Here is a 21606-nt window from a genome sequence, read left to right on the forward strand (position 1 = left end):
AGAAGTACATTTTACTCTATGATAAATATACCTATCACGAAACAAGTAAGCTTATGATCCGATTGTTCTTTCTATTACCTATTCTTATGTGCGCTGTCTGGTGGTGGTACCTTAACAATCACGGTTATAGTATAAAAGAAGGTTTAAAAGGTTTTATTTATATTTTATCTTTTAATGCCGTGATTGTACTGTTTTTTGTCACTATGATTTATGTGACCCACCAATAATTAGCTACTCATTCGCGTTACAAATGCATCCGCAAAACGTGGCGCCGCCTTAGGGTCCATATTGAAATATAATGAGGGCTCTATTAATTCCGCCTCCATCAAGGCAAATTCTTTGCCCTGCTCTTTATCCCCTGTACGTACATAATCGAGTCGTGCGTATAAAGGCATTTCTCCAACTTCACCTGAAATGGCTAATAAACTTTGCTGCGCCTGCATTTGCAGTGATGATTCTGGTTCAATTAGTTGTAATTGCCCACCATGCTCTTCCTGCACTCTAAAGTCATCTTGCTTTGGCGTTTTTAAAATGGCGTGACTGTACTCACCATTAAAATAAAACAACGAAAACTCTCCTTCTTCAATAACACTTTTTATAAAAGGTTGAACCATAAATTCACTGTGACTAAATACTGCCTGTAACTCTGGTAATGAATGTATTGAATCTTCTTTTTTTAACCAAAAAGTATTATCAGCATTGGCACTAATACGTGGCTTAATTACTATTTGAGAGCATTTAAAATATTCAAAGAACTTGGATAAATCGTTAGTTGAAAAGTTTGAACTCCACAGTGTAGGTACGATATTAATGTTATTTTCAGCAAGTGACTTTAAATAAATTTTATCTATATTCCACCGCACTGTTGCAAGTGAATTTAGTAGTATCGCTGTTGATTGCTCAATCTGCTCTAATACCTTAATAAAATCACGAGCATCATCTTGATAATCCCAAGGACTTCGAATAATAACCGCATCAAATTTTTGCCATTCGACATTATTGCTTCGCCATGAGACGAGTTCTGTTTGCCAATTAAGTGCTGCCATAGGTTCATCAATCAAATTGTCATAGCACTCAAAATCAGACAAATCATCCATAGTTAGTATTGCACAACGTTTCATCTCTTTCCTTAAATGTATACAGTATAATCGTTAAAAATAATAACAAATATTCAAGCTGTTATTAAGCAATTTTAGTACTCATGGCTTATTATTTAACTATAATAATATTCAACTTTACTCATGTATGGAATCGAAATGCTCATAATTGACCAAAGCGTGCTAGATGATATAGGACGTGGTTTTTCAGTTCCTGCCCAACCTAAGCTTTTGCTAAGTTTATTAAAGTTAATGGCGGAGCCTAGCCCTGATGTAAATTCGATTGCTGACTGTATCAGTAAGGATATTGCCGTCAGTGCTGCTATTTTAAAAGCCGTAAACTCACCATTATATGGTTTGAGTAGAACCGTGACAGACATAAAAATGTCAGTTAATTATATCGGTATTTACGGCGTGGTAATGTTAGTAACGGGCAGTTTACTCAAGAAAAGTTTTGATCCTAAGAGTTGTAGTATTGATCTTGAGCTTTTTTGGACTGCGACTAGTGATCTTTCTAGTACTGCAGTCGCGATAGGAAAGAAATTCAAAAAGAATATTCCCGTCGACAAACTATCAAGTTTAGGGTTATTCCATGCTTGTGGTATACCTGTAATGGCAATGAAATATCAAGATTATCAAGATATAATTGATCAAGCATTAGTGACTTCTGAGCAGTCTCTTATCGAATTAGAAGAAAAGCATTATCAGGCAAACCATGCAACCGTTGGCTATTATGTGGCAAGCTCTTGGCGTTTACCTAAGGATGTCTGCCAAATAATATTGCAACATCACGAACGAGATTATTTAGATAATATTAATGGCTCAGTGGAGCAGGATATGTTCGCGGTTTTAAAGTTAGCAGAGCACATCATGTCATTAAAATATTTAGACTGCGCGGCTCCAGATTGGGCGTATATTGAACCAGCTGCACTTGCGATTTTAGGAATTGAACAAAGTGAACTAAGTAACACCATTACACAACTAACCGAATCCTTGTCATAAAGTGCCTGGTTACTGAAAAGTTGCAATTGAATACTATGAAATATTAGTAAATTTCGCCCAAGACAATAGCATGAGTCTAAAATCATCAAGACCACAAGCAGCACTTTCATTTTGATCAAGATTAATATGTTCAGAGGTTAGCATTTCTGGTAATGGTTCGGCACCATTTAAACTAGCGTTTGTTTGTATTTCAACATCATCTTGGCTAATAGCAATAGAGTACTCATGCCCAGATATAACAATTTCACTTTGTATACCTTTATCCACTAAATCAATTGCTGTTAATAATTCAGTTAATTTATGACTATCATGCCGTAACTCTACTTCCATCCATGGTCCAACGACTTCATGCTCTAAAGAAAATCGTGCTTTTGCCTCTCCTGTGATCGCATCATGTAAAAATTCGTATTCCATAAGCTTGCCATTTAAATTTGCCTAAAAGGCTATCATTAACCTTCTTATATTGTAGCATTATATTAGCCTTTTAGCGGTGTTAAAACAGTTTATACCTGCAAGCTACTCATAACTTAACGAATTAAATTTATCTTTATGGGTTAAATATAAATGATTGCTTTAAAAGTAAACAAAGAATAATTTTACGACTTTTACTTTTGCTTTTTTAGTAGTCGTAATAAGCTAACGTGATAAATCCCCCTTGTGATCTTAATAATAAAAAGAAAGTTTATGCCCCAAAGCAGTATTTCTCATAATAAAACTGACCATTATCTACTTGCTATTGATAATGGTACGCAAAGTGTTCGTGCAATTATCTTTGATCTTCACGGGCAAGAAATTGCAAAGAGTAGAGTAGAACTCGAACCATATTTTTCAACTGCACCAGGGTGGGCAGAGCAAAATCCTGATTATTATTGGCAAATGTTATGTAAAGCGTGTCAACAGCTTTGGCAAAAAATTGATTTTCCTAAATCAAAAATAAAATCCATGGCAATAACAACTCAACGCGCGACAGTCATCAATCTAGATAAAAATGGTAATCCATTACGACCTGCTATTGTCTGGCTTGATCAACGTCAACAGTCGACTTTAGATAAAATGCCTTGGTACTGGCGAGGAATATTTAAAGTGCTAGGAGAAAGTGGCACTGTTGAGTATTTTCGCTCTCAAGCAGAAGCAAACTGGTTAAAGCATCAGCAAGATGACATTTGGCAAAACACTCATAAATATCTATTACTGTCAGGTTTTCATAGTTTTAAATTAACAGGGAAATATGTAGATTCTGTATCAAGTCAAGTAGGTTATCTGCCTTTTGATTTCAAGCGCCTTAACTGGTGTAAGCCTCGTGATTGGCGCTGGCATGCATTACCCATTACCCAAGCAATGTTGCCTAAACTTATTCCTTGTGGGGAAGTTTTAGGGAAAATCACCAAACAAGCCGCACTTGAAACAGGTATCCCTCAAGGTTTATCTATTATTTCTGCCGGTGCAGATAAAGCCTGTGAGGTATTAGGCTCAGGTTGTACACAGCCTAATGTCGGCAGCTTAAGTTATGGTACAACAGCTACTTTTAATACCACCAATGCCAAATATGTGGAAGCGATAAAACACCTTCCTGCATACCCTGCTGCGATGCCTGCAAGCTATAATACTGAAATGATCGTACAACGAGGCTACTGGATGGTCAGCTGGTTTAAACGTGAATTTGGATTAAGAGAGCAACAATTAGCTGATGAACAAGGCATTGCAGCAGAGGTGTTTTTCGATGAGTTACTTAAAGAAGTGCCTCCTGGCTCTATGGGGCTTATTTTACAGCCCTATTGGAACCCTGGTATTCGTAACCCTGGTCCAGAAGCAAAAGGAGCAATGATTGGTTTTGGTGATGTTCATACTAGAGCTCATATTTACCGAGCCATTATTGAGGGCCTAGCTTATGCACTACGTGAAGGAAAAGAATTATCAGAGAAAAAATCAGGAGTAAAAATTACTAAATTAAAAGTCTCCGGTGGTGGTTCACAAAGTAATGAAGCAATGCAAATTACCGCTGATATTTTTGGCATTACGGCTGAGCGACCACACACCTTTGAGACATCTGCTTTAGGTGCAGCGATCAATGCCGCCGTTGGTATTGGGCTTTATGAAGACTACCAAACTGCGATAATGCATATGACACATGATGGAGACAAATTTGAGCCTATTGAAGAAAATAAAGTGATATACGAGCAGCTATATCGAAGCGTTTATCAAAAGATGTACCAAAGGTTAAACCCTCTATACAAATCAATTCGTACGATAACTGGTTATCCTAAATAACCATGAGGTAGCATAGGATGAAGACCGTTAGTAGTTATAAGCGAGTAATGACTAGATGAATTGTGAATTACTGACGAATATGCGCTCGATTATAACTTACATTATCGGGAAATAATGCTTTGAGCTTTCCTTCACCTGCCAACTTTTTAATGCGCTCATCAAAATATTTTTTAAGACCATTTCCTTCTGGCGTATCATGAAACACCACGTAAATTGGCGAGTATTCCACGAGTATTAATTTCGGTAGTATTTGGGTGGCTTCATCAAGGTTATAGTCATACTCGACAACTACATCAACTTTGCCTTTATCAATTAATAGATAACAATGCTCTAAATCTGTTTCTATTATATTGTCCATCGGTAAAAAGCTAACATGACTAAGTAAAGAGGAACCAATATTTAAACAAGCAGTAAGTTCTTTATCTTTGGCTATAAAACGAGTTAGCACATCTTGATCACGCATAAATGCATAAAGGGGATATTCATAATCTATATGGTAAGATGAAAAAATAGCATTAGTTAATTTTTCACTGCGGTAGGCACCCACTAATACGTCTGCTTGTTTATTTTCAAATGCTCTTAGTGCCCTTGACCAAATACTACTTTCTTTATTGACTGCAAAGTTAATGTTAAATACTTCATCAATAATATCCCAATAAACACCTGAGCCATCTATATTGGTATAGTCTACCCAATTTCCTGAAATCGCTTTAATCTTTTTACGCTTATCCCAAGCCACTATAGTACGTTCGGTAATTTCATACTTCGCCTGCAATTTAGCTAAAGTGCCATTATCATTAAGCTGATTAAATGCTTTCAATAACGGCTCTTTTAAATGTGCTTGTTTGGGTGATAGATAATGGTAATCATATTCCAAAGCAACGGTTTCAATAATTAGATGGGGGTTTTCATCAGCTTTTTCAGACAACTGAAAGTCCATAATTAAAGCCGAATCTACTCGTCTTTTTAAGATCATCTCGTTTAATTTCTGAGGATTTAAAATGGCTAATTTATCCATAGACTTACGGAGTGTTTTTGCATATTGCTCAGATATATGGCTGCCCTTTGCATAAATGATCGAGCTAATATCTTCATCTAAGCAGTATCCACACCTTTGCCTATCGCTTACTTTCAACAACTCAAAATGTAAGACTTTAAAAGGCACCCTAATTAAATCGGGGTATTCTTTCTCAATAACAGTCGCTCTAGCTAGCGCGGCAGTTAATTTATCTTGATTAACAAGATCTAATTCATGAGCTCCCAGTGTGTTAATCCATCTAACTTTATTACCAGTCAGCGCATACGCCTGAGTTAAAACTTCTTTAATATACTGTGCTTTAGCAACTGCCGGCGGCTCTCTTAATTTAACAATGTTAACTTCTTCTGAAAATGAAGCTGTCGCCACCAGAGAAAGGAAGAGGAACATAAAAGGTAAAAAATCAAGCAATCGATATTTCATAAATTGATGTCAGAATCGAAGGTAAAAAAGGGAAAACCACTTCCTACATAATAACACAGGAAATCAGATATTGAGCATTACTAGATTATTCGTCAGAATTAACAATATATTAAAGAGCATTCACATAAAGTTAATGGTAAATTAATATAAAACAAAAATTAAGGGATGAATATGACGATAATGCAAAAGGTGTACTGGTTAATTGCTAGCTTGGGAAATATTTTTGCGCTAACCCTATGGCTTAATTCGGGTAGCAGCGTTTTGTTTATTTTTACCCTACTTTATACCTTAGTTGGTTATTACGACTTAAAATACAGTAAACATAGCTTAAACCACCTTTACCCTGTTGTTGCTTATATTCGTTATTTTCTCGAATCTTTTCGGGTCGAAATTCAACAATACTTCATTGCCAATGATATTCAAGAACGCCCTTTTAACCGAGAGCAACGTACCCTAGTTTATCAAAGAGCTAAAAATATTCGTGATACTATTGCCTTTGGCACGCAGCGTAATTTGGTCGAAGAAAACTACCTTAGTCTATGGCATTCATTATCTCCTAAAAAAATACTCGCTACGGCTAAACGAGTCACTATAGGTGGCGATGATTGCCAACAGCCTTATCAAGCATCCTACTTAAATATTAGTGCCATGAGTTTCGGCTCTTTGAGCAATAATGCAATTGAAGCACTCAATTTGGGGGCGAAAAAATCAGCTTGCTACCATAATACCGGAGAAGGCGCAGCCAGCCCTTACCACTTAAAGCATGGAGGAGATATTGTCTGGCAAATAGGAACTGGCTTATTTGGTTGTCGCGATGAACAAGGTAACTTTTCTGCTGAAAATTTCACTGCGATAGCAACACAAGCGCAAGTTAAGATGATAGAAATAAAACTATCACAAGGAGCAAAACCCGGTCATGGCGGCGTACTTCCACAAGCAAAAATCACCGAAGAAATTGCCCGCATTCGAAATATTCCAATGGATAAAGACTGTGTATCGCCGGCAATTAACCCTGAATGCACCACGCCTAAATCCTTACTTGCTTTTATTGAAAAATTAAGAGCATTAAGTCACGGAAAGCCTATTGGTATAAAGCTTTGTATTGGTAACCCCGCTGAGTTTCTCAGTGTTTGTAAAGCAATGTTAGAGACTAATATACAGCCTGATTTTATCACTATCGATGGTGCTGAAGGTGGCACAGGTGCAGCTCCAGTAGAATTTAGTAATCGATTAGGTATGGTTTCCCTTGAAGGCATTAACTTTGCTCATAATGCCTTAGTCGGGGTTGGGTTAAGAGATAAAATAAAACTGATTGGCTCAGGAAAGACAGCATCAAGTTTTGATTTATTAGCGAAAATAGCTGCCGGCGCTGATATAGTCAATGCCGCTAGAACCATGATGATGGCGATAGGCTGTATTCAATCAAGGCACTGCAATACCAATAATTGTCCCACTGGCATTGCAACTCAAAACCCACAACGAGCAAAAGCTATTAATATTGAAGATAAGAGTGAGCGGGTTAAGAATTTTCACCATAATACCTTAGAAAGCTTTTATGAGCTGGTTGGCAGTATGGGTTTAGATGATCCAAAGCACTTACTACCGCAAATGATCAAGCGTCGTTCCCCTTACGGTGCTCAAATGTCAACAGGCAGTTTAATTTCACCACTTAAATCAAATGCCTTACTCGATAATGAAATTGCTGATGAATCTTGGCATCATTGGTGGCATAGTAGTTCAGCTGAACAATTTTATGTTGCTGATACTTATATTTTATCGCCGCCAGAGTTTAGTCACAATACATAACATTTTTACATTAACCTAGGACTATACAATGAAAAAAATATACATAGCATTACTGATGTTTTTATTTTCAAATATGGCAATAGCTGATAATAATTCCAAAGCTATCGCCAATTTCAAAAAATCACCTCAAGTGGAAGCGTTTTTTAAAAGTGCTTATGGCTACGCGATATTCCCGACAATAGGTAAAGGGGGTTTTGGTATAGGCGGCGCCTATGGCGATGGTGTGGTTTATAAGCAAGGGAAAAAGTCAGGCACCACATCAATGGCCCAATTAACGATAGGCTTTCAATTGGGTGGACAAGCTTTTAGTGAAATAATTTTCTTTGAAGATAAAAGATCTTATGACAAATTCACCAGTGGAAATTTTGAGTTTAGTGCACAGGCATCAGCGGTAGCCATTAATGCTGGCGCCAATGCCAAAACGAGTACAACGGGAACTTCCGCTGGAGCAGCGACTAGCCCAGATAAAAACAAACAGGAAGGTATTTATCAAAATGGTATGGCTACTTTTACTTATATCAAAGGTGGCTTGATGTATGAAGCTGCTCTAGGTGGTCAGAAATTTAGTTTCGAAAAACTCGAAAATTAGCAATCCGCACATATTCAAAAATGAAAAAAGGAGTTGCGCTAGCAGCTCCTTTTTTGTTTCACCAAATAACTTATTTAATCCACATTTAGTTGTTAGCTTTAACGCCTAGTAACTCTCTAACAGATTGTGCTATTTCTTCTATGCGACTTGCATCAGCGGGCGCAATAAAAATAGTATCATCCCCTGCTAATGTTCCTAAAATTCCTGCAGATTCCCCCATACTATCAAGCATTCTTGAAATAAGTGGCGCGCCACCAATACCGGTTTTTAAAATAATTTGCATACCATTATGCTTAACACTTAACACTACAGATTCGATAGCATGTTTAGACTTAGGAACAGCCAGCTCGTCAGGCAAAATATAAATCATTTCATTATTGGCATTACGGGTTTTCACCGCGCCTAATTTAGATAACAAACGGGATATTTTCGCCTGTGACATATTTTCAAACCCTTGCTCAGACAAGGCTTGTGCTAACTGCCCTTGAGAGCCATAACATTGCTCTTTCAACAATCGTTTAAAAGCATGTACTAAATTGGATTCATTTTGTTTTCTCAGTGTGGTCATTGTTATGACATCTCGCAATAATAAATTTTAATAGTGAAGTACAATAATATTGACATTATTCTACACGAAAAAAATGTAATTGGCACAGTTAGCTTGACTGAACATAGGCACTCAAGCACACTAATTCATACTGTAATTTCATTAACATTAATTTTACATGTTCATTCAAAATAATAATCGAGATTTTTATGAAAAAAATTGCATCATCATTAGTTGCTGCGCTATTAACCATTAGCTCAAGTTCTGTACTTGCCAATGAAGGTATGTGGCAACCAAACCAATTACCCTCTATCGCTAAACAGCTTACTGAAGCAGGACTTGAGTTAAATCCCAATGATTTAACTGATTTAACTGGCTTTCCAATGGGAGCAATTGTTAGCTTAGGCGGTTGTACGGCTTCTTTTGTTTCTGATCAAGGTCTTGTCGCCACCAATCATCACTGTGTTTATGGTTCAATACAATATAATTCAACCGCAGAAAACAACTTGCTTAAGAACGGTTTTTTAGCAAAAACGTTATCAGACGAACTACCGGCGACTCCCGGCAGTCGCATTTACGTTACTGAAGAAATCAATGAAGTTACTAAGCTTGTAAAAGCAGGATTAACTGAAGCAATGTCAGGTAGCGAGCGTTATAAAGCTCTAGACTTAAATTCCAAAAAATTAGTAGCTGAATGTGAAAACGATGACAGATATCGTTGTAGCGTAGTGAATTTTCACGGCGGCTTGGAATACTATTTATTTAAACAGCTGACCATACGTGATGTACGATTAGTGCATGCTCCTGCAAGTAGCATAGGAAAATATGGCGGCGATATTGACAACTGGATGTGGCCAAGACATACCGGCGATTACGGCTTTTATCGCGCCTACGTAGGTAAAGATGGTCAACCTGCTGACTACAGCGAAGATAATGTGCCTTACCAGCCAAAGCATCATTTAAAGGTAAATAAAAGTAGTGTTGATGATGGCGACTATATAATGGTATTAGGTTACCCAGGTAGAACCAACCGTTATAGAACCGCTTATGAGGTAGAAAACCAATTCACTTGGGTTTATCCACAAGCGAAGGCCTATCGTGAAGAAATCATTGCTCTTATCCATGAACATTCAGAAGTTGGTAGTGAATCACGCATAAAATATGAAAGCACTCTTGCAGGTCTTGCTAACTACGCCAAAAACTATGGCTCAATGATCCACAGTTATAATAAAGGCAGCTTTGCCGCACGCAAAACTAAACTTGAAACTGATTTAGCCCAGTGGATAAACAGCAGTAAAGAGCTTAAGTCTGAATACGGCGAATCATTAAACGGGTTAAACAACTTACTTAAAATGGATAACGCACAACAAGCGCGAGATCTAATTTTAGGCTATTTACGCTATAGCAAAATGCTCAATAGTGCTAACAAATTGCATAGGTTAGCGGTAGAAAAGCAAAAACCAAACATTGAACGCGAACGTGGTTATCAAGAACGTGATATTGCTCGATTTGAGCAAAGTATGAAAGCGGTTAATCGCCGTTATGATGCAAAAATTGACCTTGAAATTGTCTTTGCTATGTTAAGCCATTATGTCGCACTACCTAAAGAAGAGCGTGTTAGCTCAATTGATAGTTTCTTCGGATTAAAAAACATCACCGCAAGCAACTTCAATGAGAAAAAGCTACGCAAACAGCTAAACCGTATGTACAAAAATACAAAACTTAATTCTCAAGAGCAACGTCTAGCGTGGATGAATAAAGAGCTGAGCGAATTTGAAAACAGTCGTGACCCTTTTATTCAATTAGCCGTAACAAGCTTTAAAGAGCGTAAAGCAATTGAAGATAAATCAAAAGAGTTAACCGGTGAAATTCAAACTTATCGTCCGAAATACATGGCAGCATTAATTGCCTATTTTAATGATAATAATTTACCTGTTTATGCGGATGCTAATAGCACTCTACGTATCACCTACGGTAATGTTAAAGGCTATTCTCCTCAAGATGGGTTAACAGCGACACCTTATACCACTCTTGAAGGTATCGTAGCAAAAGACACTGGCGTAGCTCCTTTTGACGCTCCTAAAAAGCAACTTGAACTCATCAATGATAAACGTTATGGCGAGTATGCTAAAAAATCTCTTGGCTCAGTACCAGTTAACTACCTTGGAACACTAGATATAACCGGCGGTAATTCAGGCTCACCGACATTAAATGATAAAGCTGAATTTGTTGGTTTAGTATTTGACGGTGTCTATGAAAGTATTATTGGCGACTGGGATTACGATCCTAAGTTAAATCGTTCAATTCATGTTGATATACGTTACATGCTTTGGGTAATGGAGCATGTTGACGGTGCAACAAACTTAATTGAAGAAATGGATATTGTTGAATAACCATTTGCTTTAAAACTCTTTAAAAAAATCCGGCAACTGCCGGATTTTTATTTTCTGTATGACTAGAATAATGCATAACTTCCCTGCTCACGCAGAAAACTATTCATCCGGCTGAATAATCACTTTGCTATCATGCTGTTTTTTCTGTTGGCGCTTTTCTACAGTCACTGCTTCGATAGTTTTTTCGACAAAGGGATCAGGGCTAAACATTTGTACTAACACCCCAAAAGCAATTGCTACTCCACGCTTTTTTCTTGCAAAATGAATTAATAACTTAGCAATAAATGCAAAGACAATAAACACAAACCAAGGTGCTAGCACTAAATAAAATGCACTTTCCATATTGGAATTCCTAAAATAATTGAGTTACTCCTTCAGCTTGAATGTTGTGAAGGATAAAGTTTCTTTTCAATTAAATTTAGAAAGGGAGTTAAGCGCTTTTTGTCGCTCAGCCTGATAACTAGCTTGCCCTTGATAATGAGTGTTTTTCTGGGCTTGAATATCGCGATGAACATTGTTTTGTTGTTGACGTGCTTGGTTATAAATCACACTATCCCATGAGTTAATAACCTTGTGACAACACGTGTTGGTTAGGAATACTGATAATTTTTCCTCATTAACAATAATCTCTACCGTTTTTTGCTGAACTAATAATGACAAACTCTTAACCAGTTTGGAGTGGCTGTTTTTACTAAAAATGCCATCATTACTGGTAAGGTTTAGCTGTGAAGGTGCATCAACCAGTAGCGAAGGTGTTGCATGGTCAATGTTAAGTAAAGAAGACAAGGAAACGGCTATAGCAGCATTCGCTGATAAACCGATACTCAATACCAGTAATAGTTTTAACCAAAACTGTTGCAAATTAACTTCCTTTTTAATGAACCAAGGTACTTGGTAACTATGTATACAAAGATAAAAATAATAATATCTTCTTCTTAAATAAGGTGTATTTCATTATTTTCAAGGGCAGATTCCTCTAAACAAAAAAAGGCCGCCATTTGGCGACCTTTTCAAAGTATTAAATATTCGATTGTTTTTTCATTTGGTATTGATTAAGCAAACATACCTTTCATCATCCAGAAGAATATAATCGATAAACCGGCACCAACTGGTAACGTGATTACCCAAGAAACAACAATGTTACGTACCACACCTAAGTTAATAGCTGCGATACCTCTGGCCATACCCACACCCAAAACGGCACCCACTAATGTTTGCGTAGTTGAGATAGGAAGACCCGCACCAGAAGCGATAACAACGGTACAAGCCGCAGCTAACTCAGCAGCAAATCCGCGACTTGGTGTTAAATGTGTAATACCTTTACCAATAGTGGCAATAACTTTGTGACCAAATATTGCTAAACCTGCCACAATACCAAAACCACCAAGCGGTAAAATCCACCAAGCAATTGCTGATTTAGCTGCAATTTGACCACCATTATCAACAATACTTACTACTGCAGCTAGTGGACCAATCGCATTCGCAACATCATTTGAACCGTGTGCAAAGGCCATACAACATGCAGTCACTATCATTAGAATCGCAAAGACTTTTTCAACATTAGCATAATGAGTTTTCAGCTCAGCTGTTTCATCAAACTTAATGCGACTAATAAAGTATTTACCAACCATGGCAACAACTACAGCCGTTATCACGGCATAAATATAACCGTCTGCCGTTCCAATGTGTAGGTTAAGATGCTTTAAGCCTTTCTTTATTGTCACTAACGCAAGCACAAAGCCCGCCATAAACATATAAAGTGGAACCCAACGCTTGGCTTGCTGTAATGGTTTTTCTGTATCAAAAATTAGTTTTTGTGCACTATTGAAAATCAAAAATGCAATAACACCTGAAATAAGTGGTGTAATTATCCAACTACCAACAATACCGCCAACTTTTGACCAAGTTACGGCATCAACACTTACGCCCATCGCAGCAAAACCAACAATGGCACCAACAATAGAGTGAGTAGTTGATACTGGCCAACCTAATGCAGAAGCAATTAGTAACCAAGTTGCTGCCGCAAACAGTGCTGAGATCATACCAAAGACCAGCAGCTCAGGACTATCAACAAAGAAACTTGCGTCAATTATGCCTTTTCGAATAGTTGAAGTAACTTCACCACCCGCTAAATAAGCACCAGCAAATTCAAATATCATGGCAATAATAATTGCCTGCTTAATAGTTAACGCTTTCGAGCCAACTGAGGTACCCATTGCATTTGCAACATCATTAGCACCAATGCCCCACGCCATAAACAAGCCAACAACAGCAGCAATAATGACTAAGGTCGAACCTGAGTTAAGTAAAATATCCATCGGTTAAACCTTATTTTCTAGCTAAAAGAATTTCTAAACGTGCACCTACACGTTCAGCAAGATCGGCTAAATCGCCAACCCAGTCAATAATTTGATATAAGAACATTACATCAACAGGATTCAATTCACTTTCAAGCGCAAGTAAATCTTTACGTAATGCTATTTGCATCGTATCGGTATCATCTTCGATTTCATCAAGTTGATTGATCATTTTCTCCACCAACTCAACTTCTCTGCCTCGAAAGCCAGTTTCTAACAAGTCATCTAACTCATTAATGGCTTCAGCCGCTTTCTCTGTCGCAGCAATACATCTGGCTAGATAAGCATTAAATTGCTCTTGTAAGCTAGCAGGTATTTCTAATTTTCTTCCTAAAATTCGACCGGCAATATCTTTAGCTTTATTGGCTATTTTATCTTGCTGGGTAAGTAATTCGAGCAAGTCGGCGCGATCAACCGGCATGAATAAGCCACCTGGAAGCTCTAAACGTAACTGACGTTTTAAGACATCAGCATCTTGTTCTAATTTTGAGAGTTTACGACGTACTTTCGCGGCTTCACTCCAGTTTTGCTCACTACATGCCGCAAAGAAAGGAATAAGTTGGTTACTACATTTAACAACCAATCGAATATGTTTTTCTAATGGTTTAATAGGTGATTTTGCAAATACACCCAAAATTGAGTTTCTGGCCATAATAGGTTTCCAGTTATTTTTGTTGCAGATTCTTCGTTGCGGATAATAACGCATTTACTTTGCAATTACTAAAGGACAACATCTTCTATTAGAATATTACTAACATGACAATTATATGACAGTAATATGACAGAAATATTACAAAAATAAAACTGTTGTTTTTCAGAGGGATAAAAACAACAGTGTATAATAAACTACCATTAAGTACTCAGAGAGATTTGGAATTTATTTTAAGAAAAATTTATAAATTAACTTATGAATCAACTTATCATAAGGAGGAAAGGCGTTTGAGGCGGTATTTATTTTACCTTTTTGAAACACTGACTTCGCTTTTGAAAAAGTTAAAAAGCCTTCGTGACCATGGTAATGCCCCATTCCTGAAGGGCCAATGCCCCCAAATGGCATATCGTCTTGGGCAACATGCATAGCAGCATCATTTAAACAAACACCGCCAGCATGAGTACGCTCTAAAACAGTTTGTTGCGTGCTACTATCATGACTACATAAGTATAATGCTAATGGCCTTGATCTAGCGTTGACATAGGCAATAGCATCATCTATTTCGTTATAACTAACAATAGGTAGTAAGGGCCCGAAAATCTCGTCCTGCATTAATAACATGTCATCATTAACATTATTAACTAAAGTTAAGGGCATTTTCCCTGCATTCAGACAATCTTGCTCACTATCGCTGCCTAGAGGCGTAATTATGGCTCCTTTTGCTTTAGCATCGCTACGCCACTGATTCAAACGTTGTAATTGTGCTTCGTTAATTATACTAGAATAGTCTTTATTGCTAGCAACGCTCGGATACATTTTAGTGAACTGCTGACTTAAAGCTTGTTTCAACTCATCAATACGCGTCGCAGGACAAAGAATATAATCTGGAGCCACACACGTTTGTCCGGCATTTAACGTTTTGCCTAAAATAAATCGCGAAACAGCATCCTTTATATCTATTTTATTATCGATTATGGTAGGTGATTTACCGCCTAGCTCTAATGTCACTGGAGTTAAGTTTTTTGCCGCTGCTGCCATAACGATTTTACCAACCCGTGTTGAGCCAGTGAAAAGTAAATGATCAAACGGCTGAGCTGAAAAGTGCGCAGCGACGTCTGGTCCACCATTAATAACGGCCACTTTACTCGTTGGAAAAATATCATTGATTAACTTTTTGATAACCTCATTGGTGGCCGGTGTAAACTCTGACATTTTAATCATCGCTCTATTACCCGCCGCGAGTGCTGTTGTTAATGGCCCAAGAGAAAGAAATATTGGATAATTCCAAGGAGTAATAATACCAATGACCCCTAACGGCTGATACATAACAAAAGCTTTTGCAGGCTGAAATAATACCCCTACATGACGTTTTGAGGGTTTCATCCATTTTTTAATATGTTTTATTGCGTAATTAATTCCCATAATAGTCGGCATTAAATCGCCCATTTTACTGTCATCAACACTTCGACAGCCAAAATCTTGAGACAATGCCGTAACTAATGCCTCTTGGTGTTCCAGAATCGCCGACTTTAAGGTAAGTAAATCTGCAATACGCGCTTGTGCTGAAAGATAAGGCTGGCTAGCAAAGTCTTGTTTTTGTGCTAATAAAACCTCATCAACCGCATTTATCTCTTGCTGATCATCTGCTGCACTGTACACATTATTAGCCATCGTCAATCACCTTAATTTTATTCTTGTCATTAATTACTTTGTGCAGTTACTATAAACATTACGGTTAAAAAAGTAACATTAATAACTGCTCCGATGAGCCATATAAGCATACTATCTAATGAATGGCGATAGTTTTCTTACTAATAAAAACAATATAAATAGAACTAATGTATGAAAATTGAAAACATAATGAGTAATAAACTAATTACCCTTTCAATGGATGCCCCATTAAGTAAAGCCAAGCAACTATTTGAAGAGCATAATATTCATCATTTACTGATCACTGACGATGATGAATCTTTAGCGGGAGTGATCACAGATAGAGATCTTTATAAGCATTTAAGTCCAACTGTTGGCACCAGTCAGGAATCACATCGAGATACCGCTTTATTACAGAAAAAACTACATCAGATCATGACAAGAAGTTTAACCACCGCACATATAGATACGCCTATCACAAAAGCGGTGATAATGTTTTATGATAACCATATCTCTTGTTTACCTATTGTTGATAGTGATAATAAACTTGTTGGTATTATGACTTGGCGAGATATTTTAAAAATATTGGCTTTACGCTATAAAAAAAAGCTAACAACAACCAAATAGGTATCGCTAGCTTTTTATAAAATATAATGGTTTATCAACCTATCTACTGCCGTTAAACCATTTATTCAATCATATTAATCATCAGGATTATCAAAACCATCAAGGGTAACGCCAGCTAAACCGCCTGTACCCCCTTGCTCATTACTACGCAGTTTAATCATTAAGCGTAAATCATTTGGTGAATCCGCATGATGAAGAGCATCGGCATAAGTGATCAAACCCTGTTGGTATAAATTAAATAGCGCTTGATCAAAGGTTTGCATACCTTGCTCATTGGATTTCTCCATCACTTCTTTAATGCTACCTACTTCACCTTTTTTAATCAGCTCAGCAACATAAGGTGAATTAAGTAAAATTTCTATCGCGGCAACTCGGCTATTACCATCTTTAGTGGGAACTAATTGCTGTGCGATAATACCACGTAAATTTAAAGCCAAATCAAATAATAATTTACCGTGTTGATCAGCAGGTACTAAATGCATAATACGGTCAATAGCTTGGTTAGCGTTATTCGCATGCAAGGTAGCAATACATAAATGACCTGTTTCAGCAAAACTTAACGCATGCTCCATGGTTTCTTGGTTACGAATCTCACCAATAAGAATTACGTCAGGCGCTTGGCGTAACGAGCTCTTTAATGCAGCGTCAAATGACTCGGTATCTAACCCAACTTCACGTTGCGTGATCATACTTTTAGCATGTTCATGAACAAATTCCACAGGATCTTCAATGGTCAAGATATGGCCGCGTGAGTTTCGGTTTCGATAACCAATAAGTGAAGCCATTGAAGTAGATTTACCTGTACCAGTACCACCGACAAATAACACTAGGCCACGTTTTGACATCACTACATCTTTAAGTACTGAAGGAAGGCCAAGTTCATCCGCATCAGGGATTTCTGTCACGATACGACGAATAACCATGCCAGCCATATCACGTTGCCAAAAAGCAGAGATACGAAAACGGCCAATATTCTCAACAGAGATAGCAAAGTTACATTCTTTTTCCTCATCGAATTGGCGTACTTGCTTTTCATTCATGGCATTGCGAACTAAGCCTAACGACTCTTCTGCTGACAACGTGTGATCGGTTATGGGTTGTAGTTCACCATTAATTTTTGCACTGACCGCTAGTTTGGCCGTAACAAACATATCTGATGCGCCTTCACTAACCATTTTTTCTAATAACTGATGGAAATTCATTTGCTACCTACTTAAACTAGAAACTGCTAAATTGATTTTTATCTACGGCTTTTTCCATCGCGGCACCTTTTGTGATCATGCCGCGATTAACTAAATTTTGTAAACATTGATCCATCGTTTGCATGCCATTAGACATACCTGTTTGAATTGCACTATACATCTGAGCAATTTTGTCTTCACGAATAAGATTACGAATAGCAGGAGTACCTATCATTATTTCATGTGCGGCAACTCGTCCCCCACCTACTTTTTTAATCAATGTTTGAGAGATAACAGCTCTAAGTGACTCTGATAACATAGAGCGCACCATAGACTTTTCTTCTCCCGGAAATACATCAATAATACGGTCAATGGTTTTAGGAGCAGACGTTGTATGTAAAGTACCAAAAACTAAATGACCAGTTTCTGCTGCTGTCATCGCAAGACGAATCGTTTCTAAGTCACGCATTTCACCAACCAGTATAACATCAGGATCTTCACGAAGGGCTGAGCGTAATGCCGCTTCAAAACTTAATGTATCTCGATGCACTTCCCTTTGGTTAATCAAACACATTTTATTTTCATGTACAAATTCAATAGGATCTTCGATGGTTAAAATGTGATCATGTTTCGAGTTATTAATATAATCAACCATGGCCGCCAAGGTAGTTGATTTACCCGAGCCCGTAGGACCTGTTACCAATACCAAGCCACGCGGGGTATCTGAGATATCTCTGAATATATCAGGGCAACCTAAATCATCAAGAGATAGTATTTTACTTGGAATAGTACGAAATACTGCCGCAGGGCCACGGTTTTGATTAAAAGCATTAACCCTGAAACGTGCTAAATTAGGTACTTCAAAAGAAAAATCCACTTCCAAGTTTTCTTCATATTCTTTACGTTGTCTATCGTTCATGATGTCATAAACTAAAGCATTAACATCCTTAGCATCAAAGGCGGGTATGTTTAATTTACGAACATCGCCATCAACACGGATAGACGGAGGCGTACCTGTTGATAAATGTAAATCTGATGCGTCATGTTGCACACTAAAGGCAAGTAATTCGGTAATATCCATAAAAAACCCCTGTTATATATTGTAATTGTTCCATTGAAAGTTGAACAACTTTCTCAAAAAAGTCAAAATAGTGTTCGTATTGATACTAAGTAAAAGATTATAAATGCCGAACCTCAACCAAAGCATCACAGAAAACATTAATAAAATTAAAGCACAAATTAGTCAAGCTTGTCTTAATACTGATATCAATAATAATAGGCAAGATCCTGTCAGTTTGCTTGCTGTAAGCAAAACCAAGCCTAGTTTGGCTGTTGAGCATGCTTATCAAGCTGGCCAACGTCATTTTGGCGAAAATTATTTACAAGAAGCCATTGAAAAAATTGCTGACCTGTCAGAGTTACCTGACATTTGTTGGCACTTTATTGGTCCAATACAATCAAATAAAACCAAGCTGATAGCGCAAAATTTTAACTGGGTTCATACCGTTGATAGAGCCAAAATAGCCCTGCGACTTAATGACCACTTAAACGAACAAAATCATGAAAATAATTGTCAAGATACTCCGCTAAACATTTGTTTACAAGTGAATATTAGTGATGAAGCATCAAAATCAGGCATTATGGCGAGTGAAATGTTATCTCTCGCTAAAGTGGTTGATAATTGTGATAATCTTACCTTAAGAGGTTTAATGGCCATTCCGGCTAAAAATGCTGCACTTGATAGTTATCAAAACATGCAGCACTTGTTTAAAACATTACAAGCCCAATATCCAACAGTAGATACACTCTCAATGGGAATGTCGAACGATTTAGATATTGCTATTGCGCATGGCGCTACCATGGTCAGAATCGGCACTGCCATTTTTGGTCAAAGAGAAACGAAAACAACCTAAGCGATAACAACTTGCGCTTACTAAATGAGAAGTTTGTGAAAATTCACAACTAATATGACATGAATAAAATAGCATTTATTGGTGCCGGAAATATGGCACGAGCCATTATCATCGGCTTAGTGAATTCAGGTGTTTCAGCCAGTGACATCATAGTGGCTAATCCTTCACCTGAAAAAAGAATACAACTTGCCAATGAATTTGGCGTGCAACAAACAGACGATAATCTTAAAGCAGGAGCATTTGCCGATATTATCGTACTTAGTGTTAAGCCGCATTTCATCTGTGATGTTTGTCAACAATTAGCGGATGAAATTGATATCAGCAATAAGCTTTTTGTCTCTGTTGCTGCAGGTACTACAGTGGCACAGATTCAACAAGCTCTGAAGTCTAACCCTCCAGTCGTTAGAGTTATGCCTAATACTCCATCGCAATTAGGTTTAGGTATGAGCGGCATGTATGCCTCAACTGAAGTAAATGATGCACAAAAAGCCGCCAGTGATAAATTAATGTCTGCGGTTGGTAAAGTTATATGGCTTGCTACTGAAGATAAAATAAATGATATTATTGCCGTAGCAGGCTCTGCGCCGGCATACTTTTTCTTGTTTATGGAAGCAATGGAAAAGCACGCGCAAGAATTAGGCTTTAGCGCACAAGAAAGCAGAATGCTAGTACAGCAAACCGCCCTAGGTGCAGCACAAATGGTTGAACATAATAACGTTGCCATTAGTACCTTAAGAGAAAATGTTACTTCAAAAGGCGGCACTACCTTTGCAGCCCTTGAACAATTTAGAACGGATGGCATTGAAACCATGGTTAGCAATGCGATGAATGCCGCAATTACACGTGCCGAAGAAATGGCAAAAGAAGGTTAAATACAATGGAAGCTATAATTTACTTATTACGATTTGCATTTGATGCGTTATTAATGATTTTGATTATGCGTGTCTGGCTTCAATGGGTTAAGGCCGACTTTTATAATCCCCTAAGCCAATTTATCGTTAAAGTCAGTAACCCATTAGTCGTTCCGGTTCGCCGTATTATACCTGGCTTAGGTGGTATTGACTTAGCAACTATAGTTGTTGCCTATATCGTAGCAACTCTTAAATTTTTCACGCTAGCAGCGTTAGCGGGAGAAAGTTTAGGAGCGTTAGCTTTTTATATTGGTTTACTTGTGCTGTTAAAACAAGCCGGCTTTATGTTGTTTGTGATCATGATCATCATGGCTATCATGAGCTGGGTAGTACAAGGCTACAACCCTACCTTGATGATTTTCCACCAATTAACTGAACCGTTTTTAAACCCTATCAGACGCATTATTCCTAATATGGGTGGCTTAGATTTATCCATGATAGTCGCATTTCTAGCGATGAATGTTATCAATATTCTCCTTTCTAGCTCTTTACCGTATTGGGGTGCTTTGTAAAGTTTGACTAAACTGAAACACTAAAGGCTTTTAGTCATTTCGCAAGAATATTCTATACTTATCATTAACGAGAGTTTAACCGGAGAGCAAGATGAAAACACTACTGCTAAACATTATAATCACGCTAGGATTAAGCTTTTCTGTCTTGACGAATGCAAGCGCTGAAAATATGAAAAAGCTTGGCACCATGAACGTTCATTATATGGCGATTGGCTCAACTTTTTTTACTCCTGAAATAGCTAAAGCTTATGGCATAACTCGCAGTCGCTACAACGGTCTAGTTAATATTTCAGTACTTGATAATAGTGAAACTGGTACTCCTGCTAAAACAGTGAGTATCAATGGTCAAGCCAAGAACAATCTTGGGCAGTTTAAAGATCTCGAATTTACTGAAGTTAAAGAAGGTAAAGCAATTTATTATTTAGCCCAAGTTAGCTATCATCACGAAGAAGTATTACATTTTACTCTTGAGATTACTGACGGAAAAGATCAGCAAACCTTAAAGTTTTCACAAAAATTTTATGTTGATTAATCTCCCTAGAATTTAAAGCCAATAGTTATTTTAATTTAATGATTAACATTGGCTTTTTACTCTCTGTAAATCAGGTACCTTTAACACCCTCTCCATAAAGTAAGGTATCA

At 37.5% G+C, this 21606-nt stretch carries 21 protein-coding genes; 10 read left to right on the top strand and 11 right to left on the bottom strand.

Annotated features, from left to right (window positions below):
• Window positions 1-227 precede the first annotated feature (227 nt).
• Window positions 228-1121, bottom strand: a complete 894-nt coding sequence (locus AC27IF_RS07225) for an ATP-grasp domain-containing protein (RefSeq protein WP_487053250.1) — start codon at window positions 1119-1121, stop codon at window positions 228-230.
• Between the two features lie 135 nt (window positions 1122-1256).
• Here AC27IF_RS07225 and AC27IF_RS07230 point away from each other — a divergent pair, with 135 nt between their 5' ends.
• Complete coding sequence (locus tag AC27IF_RS07230) at window positions 1257-2099, top strand: HDOD domain-containing protein (RefSeq protein ID WP_487053252.1); 843 nt, start codon at window positions 1257-1259, stop codon at window positions 2097-2099.
• A 33-nt stretch (window positions 2100-2132) separates the two neighbouring features.
• On the opposite strand, the gene AC27IF_RS07235 is transcribed toward AC27IF_RS07230, so the two are convergent.
• The gene (locus AC27IF_RS07235) at window positions 2133-2513 is read right to left on the bottom strand and encodes a YacL family protein (RefSeq protein WP_487053253.1); all 381 of its coding nucleotides are present in this window, start codon (window positions 2511-2513) and stop codon (window positions 2133-2135) included.
• A gap of 270 nt (window positions 2514-2783) precedes the next feature.
• On the opposite strand from AC27IF_RS07235, the gene AC27IF_RS07240 reads away from it, so the two are divergent.
• The gene (locus tag AC27IF_RS07240; protein ID WP_487053255.1) at window positions 2784-4367 is read left to right on the top strand and encodes an FGGY-family carbohydrate kinase; all 1584 of its coding nucleotides are present in this window, start codon (window positions 2784-2786) and stop codon (window positions 4365-4367) included.
• Window positions 4368-4434: 67 nt separating this feature from the next.
• On the opposite strand, the gene AC27IF_RS07245 is transcribed toward AC27IF_RS07240, so the two are convergent.
• Window positions 4435-5826 carry a hypothetical protein gene (locus AC27IF_RS07245; protein WP_487053257.1) on the bottom strand — a complete coding sequence of 464 codons (1392 nt, stop codon included), beginning with the start codon at window positions 5824-5826 and terminating at the stop codon, window positions 4435-4437.
• 171 nt (window positions 5827-5997) lie between these two features.
• Here AC27IF_RS07245 and AC27IF_RS07250 point away from each other — a divergent pair, with 171 nt between their 5' ends.
• On the top strand, window positions 5998-7632 hold the full coding sequence (locus AC27IF_RS07250) for an FMN-binding glutamate synthase family protein (protein ID WP_487053258.1): 1635 nt from the start codon (window positions 5998-6000) through the stop codon (window positions 7630-7632).
• A gap of 28 nt (window positions 7633-7660) precedes the next feature.
• Window positions 7661-8221, top strand: a complete 561-nt coding sequence (locus AC27IF_RS07255) for a lipid-binding SYLF domain-containing protein (protein ID WP_487053260.1) — start codon at window positions 7661-7663, stop codon at window positions 8219-8221.
• 85 nt (window positions 8222-8306) lie between these two features.
• Here AC27IF_RS07255 and argR read toward each other — a convergent pair whose 3' ends face one another.
• Window positions 8307-8789 (bottom strand): transcriptional regulator ArgR, encoded by a 483-nt coding sequence (gene argR / locus AC27IF_RS07260; protein WP_487053262.1) that lies wholly within the window; start codon window positions 8787-8789, stop codon window positions 8307-8309.
• 188 nt (window positions 8790-8977) lie between these two features.
• Here argR and AC27IF_RS07265 point away from each other — a divergent pair, with 188 nt between their 5' ends.
• The gene (locus tag AC27IF_RS07265; RefSeq protein WP_487053264.1) at window positions 8978-11161 is read left to right on the top strand and encodes a S46 family peptidase; all 2184 of its coding nucleotides are present in this window, start codon (window positions 8978-8980) and stop codon (window positions 11159-11161) included.
• A gap of 99 nt (window positions 11162-11260) precedes the next feature.
• Here the strand turns inward: AC27IF_RS07265 and AC27IF_RS07270 are convergent, their stop codons facing one another.
• The 5 genes from AC27IF_RS07270 to AC27IF_RS07290 all read right to left on the bottom strand — a co-directional run bounded on the left by AC27IF_RS07270 (window position 11261) and on the right by AC27IF_RS07290 (window position 15841).
• On the bottom strand, window positions 11261-11503 hold the full coding sequence (locus AC27IF_RS07270) for a hypothetical protein (RefSeq protein WP_487053265.1): 243 nt from the start codon (window positions 11501-11503) through the stop codon (window positions 11261-11263).
• Window positions 11504-11569: 66 nt separating this feature from the next.
• Entirely contained in the window at window positions 11570-12022 is a 453-nt protein-coding gene (locus AC27IF_RS07275; RefSeq protein WP_487053266.1) for a hypothetical protein, read from the bottom strand.
• A 191-nt stretch (window positions 12023-12213) separates the two neighbouring features.
• A complete protein-coding gene (locus tag AC27IF_RS07280; RefSeq protein WP_487053268.1) occupies window positions 12214-13479 on the bottom strand; it encodes an inorganic phosphate transporter in 1266 nt (421 codons plus the stop codon).
• Between the two features lie 10 nt (window positions 13480-13489).
• Complete coding sequence (locus tag AC27IF_RS07285) at window positions 13490-14170, bottom strand: TIGR00153 family protein (protein WP_487053269.1); 681 nt, start codon at window positions 14168-14170, stop codon at window positions 13490-13492.
• Window positions 14171-14395: 225 nt separating this feature from the next.
• A complete protein-coding gene (locus AC27IF_RS07290; protein ID WP_487053271.1) occupies window positions 14396-15841 on the bottom strand; it encodes a coniferyl aldehyde dehydrogenase in 1446 nt (481 codons plus the stop codon).
• A 189-nt stretch (window positions 15842-16030) separates the two neighbouring features.
• Here AC27IF_RS07290 and AC27IF_RS07295 point away from each other — a divergent pair, with 189 nt between their 5' ends.
• A complete protein-coding gene (locus tag AC27IF_RS07295; protein ID WP_487053273.1) occupies window positions 16031-16447 on the top strand; it encodes a CBS domain-containing protein in 417 nt (138 codons plus the stop codon).
• A 74-nt stretch (window positions 16448-16521) separates the two neighbouring features.
• Here the strand turns inward: AC27IF_RS07295 and AC27IF_RS07300 are convergent, their stop codons facing one another.
• Together AC27IF_RS07300 and AC27IF_RS07305 are read right to left on the bottom strand one after the other, a co-directional pair.
• The gene (locus AC27IF_RS07300) at window positions 16522-17649 is read right to left on the bottom strand and encodes a PilT/PilU family type 4a pilus ATPase (protein WP_487053275.1); all 1128 of its coding nucleotides are present in this window, start codon (window positions 17647-17649) and stop codon (window positions 16522-16524) included.
• A 16-nt stretch (window positions 17650-17665) separates the two neighbouring features.
• The gene (locus AC27IF_RS07305; RefSeq protein WP_487053277.1) at window positions 17666-18709 is read right to left on the bottom strand and encodes a type IV pilus twitching motility protein PilT; all 1044 of its coding nucleotides are present in this window, start codon (window positions 18707-18709) and stop codon (window positions 17666-17668) included.
• A gap of 103 nt (window positions 18710-18812) precedes the next feature.
• On the opposite strand from AC27IF_RS07305, the gene AC27IF_RS07310 reads away from it, so the two are divergent.
• The 4 genes from AC27IF_RS07310 to AC27IF_RS07325 all read left to right on the top strand — a co-directional run bounded on the left by AC27IF_RS07310 (window position 18813) and on the right by AC27IF_RS07325 (window position 21496).
• The gene (locus AC27IF_RS07310) at window positions 18813-19541 is read left to right on the top strand and encodes a YggS family pyridoxal phosphate-dependent enzyme (protein WP_487053279.1); all 729 of its coding nucleotides are present in this window, start codon (window positions 18813-18815) and stop codon (window positions 19539-19541) included.
• 59 nt (window positions 19542-19600) lie between these two features.
• Window positions 19601-20413, top strand: coding sequence for a pyrroline-5-carboxylate reductase (gene proC, locus AC27IF_RS07315; protein ID WP_487053281.1), 813 nt, complete (start codon window positions 19601-19603; stop codon window positions 20411-20413).
• 5 nt (window positions 20414-20418) lie between these two features.
• Window positions 20419-20964 (top strand): YggT family protein, encoded by a 546-nt coding sequence (locus AC27IF_RS07320; protein WP_487053283.1) that lies wholly within the window; start codon window positions 20419-20421, stop codon window positions 20962-20964.
• A gap of 91 nt (window positions 20965-21055) precedes the next feature.
• Window positions 21056-21496, top strand: a complete 441-nt coding sequence (locus AC27IF_RS07325; protein WP_487053285.1) for a DUF4426 domain-containing protein — start codon at window positions 21056-21058, stop codon at window positions 21494-21496.
• The last annotated feature ends 110 nt before the right edge of the window (window positions 21497-21606 follow it).

Source organism: Colwellia sp. KS18-150 (assembly GCF_057551365.1).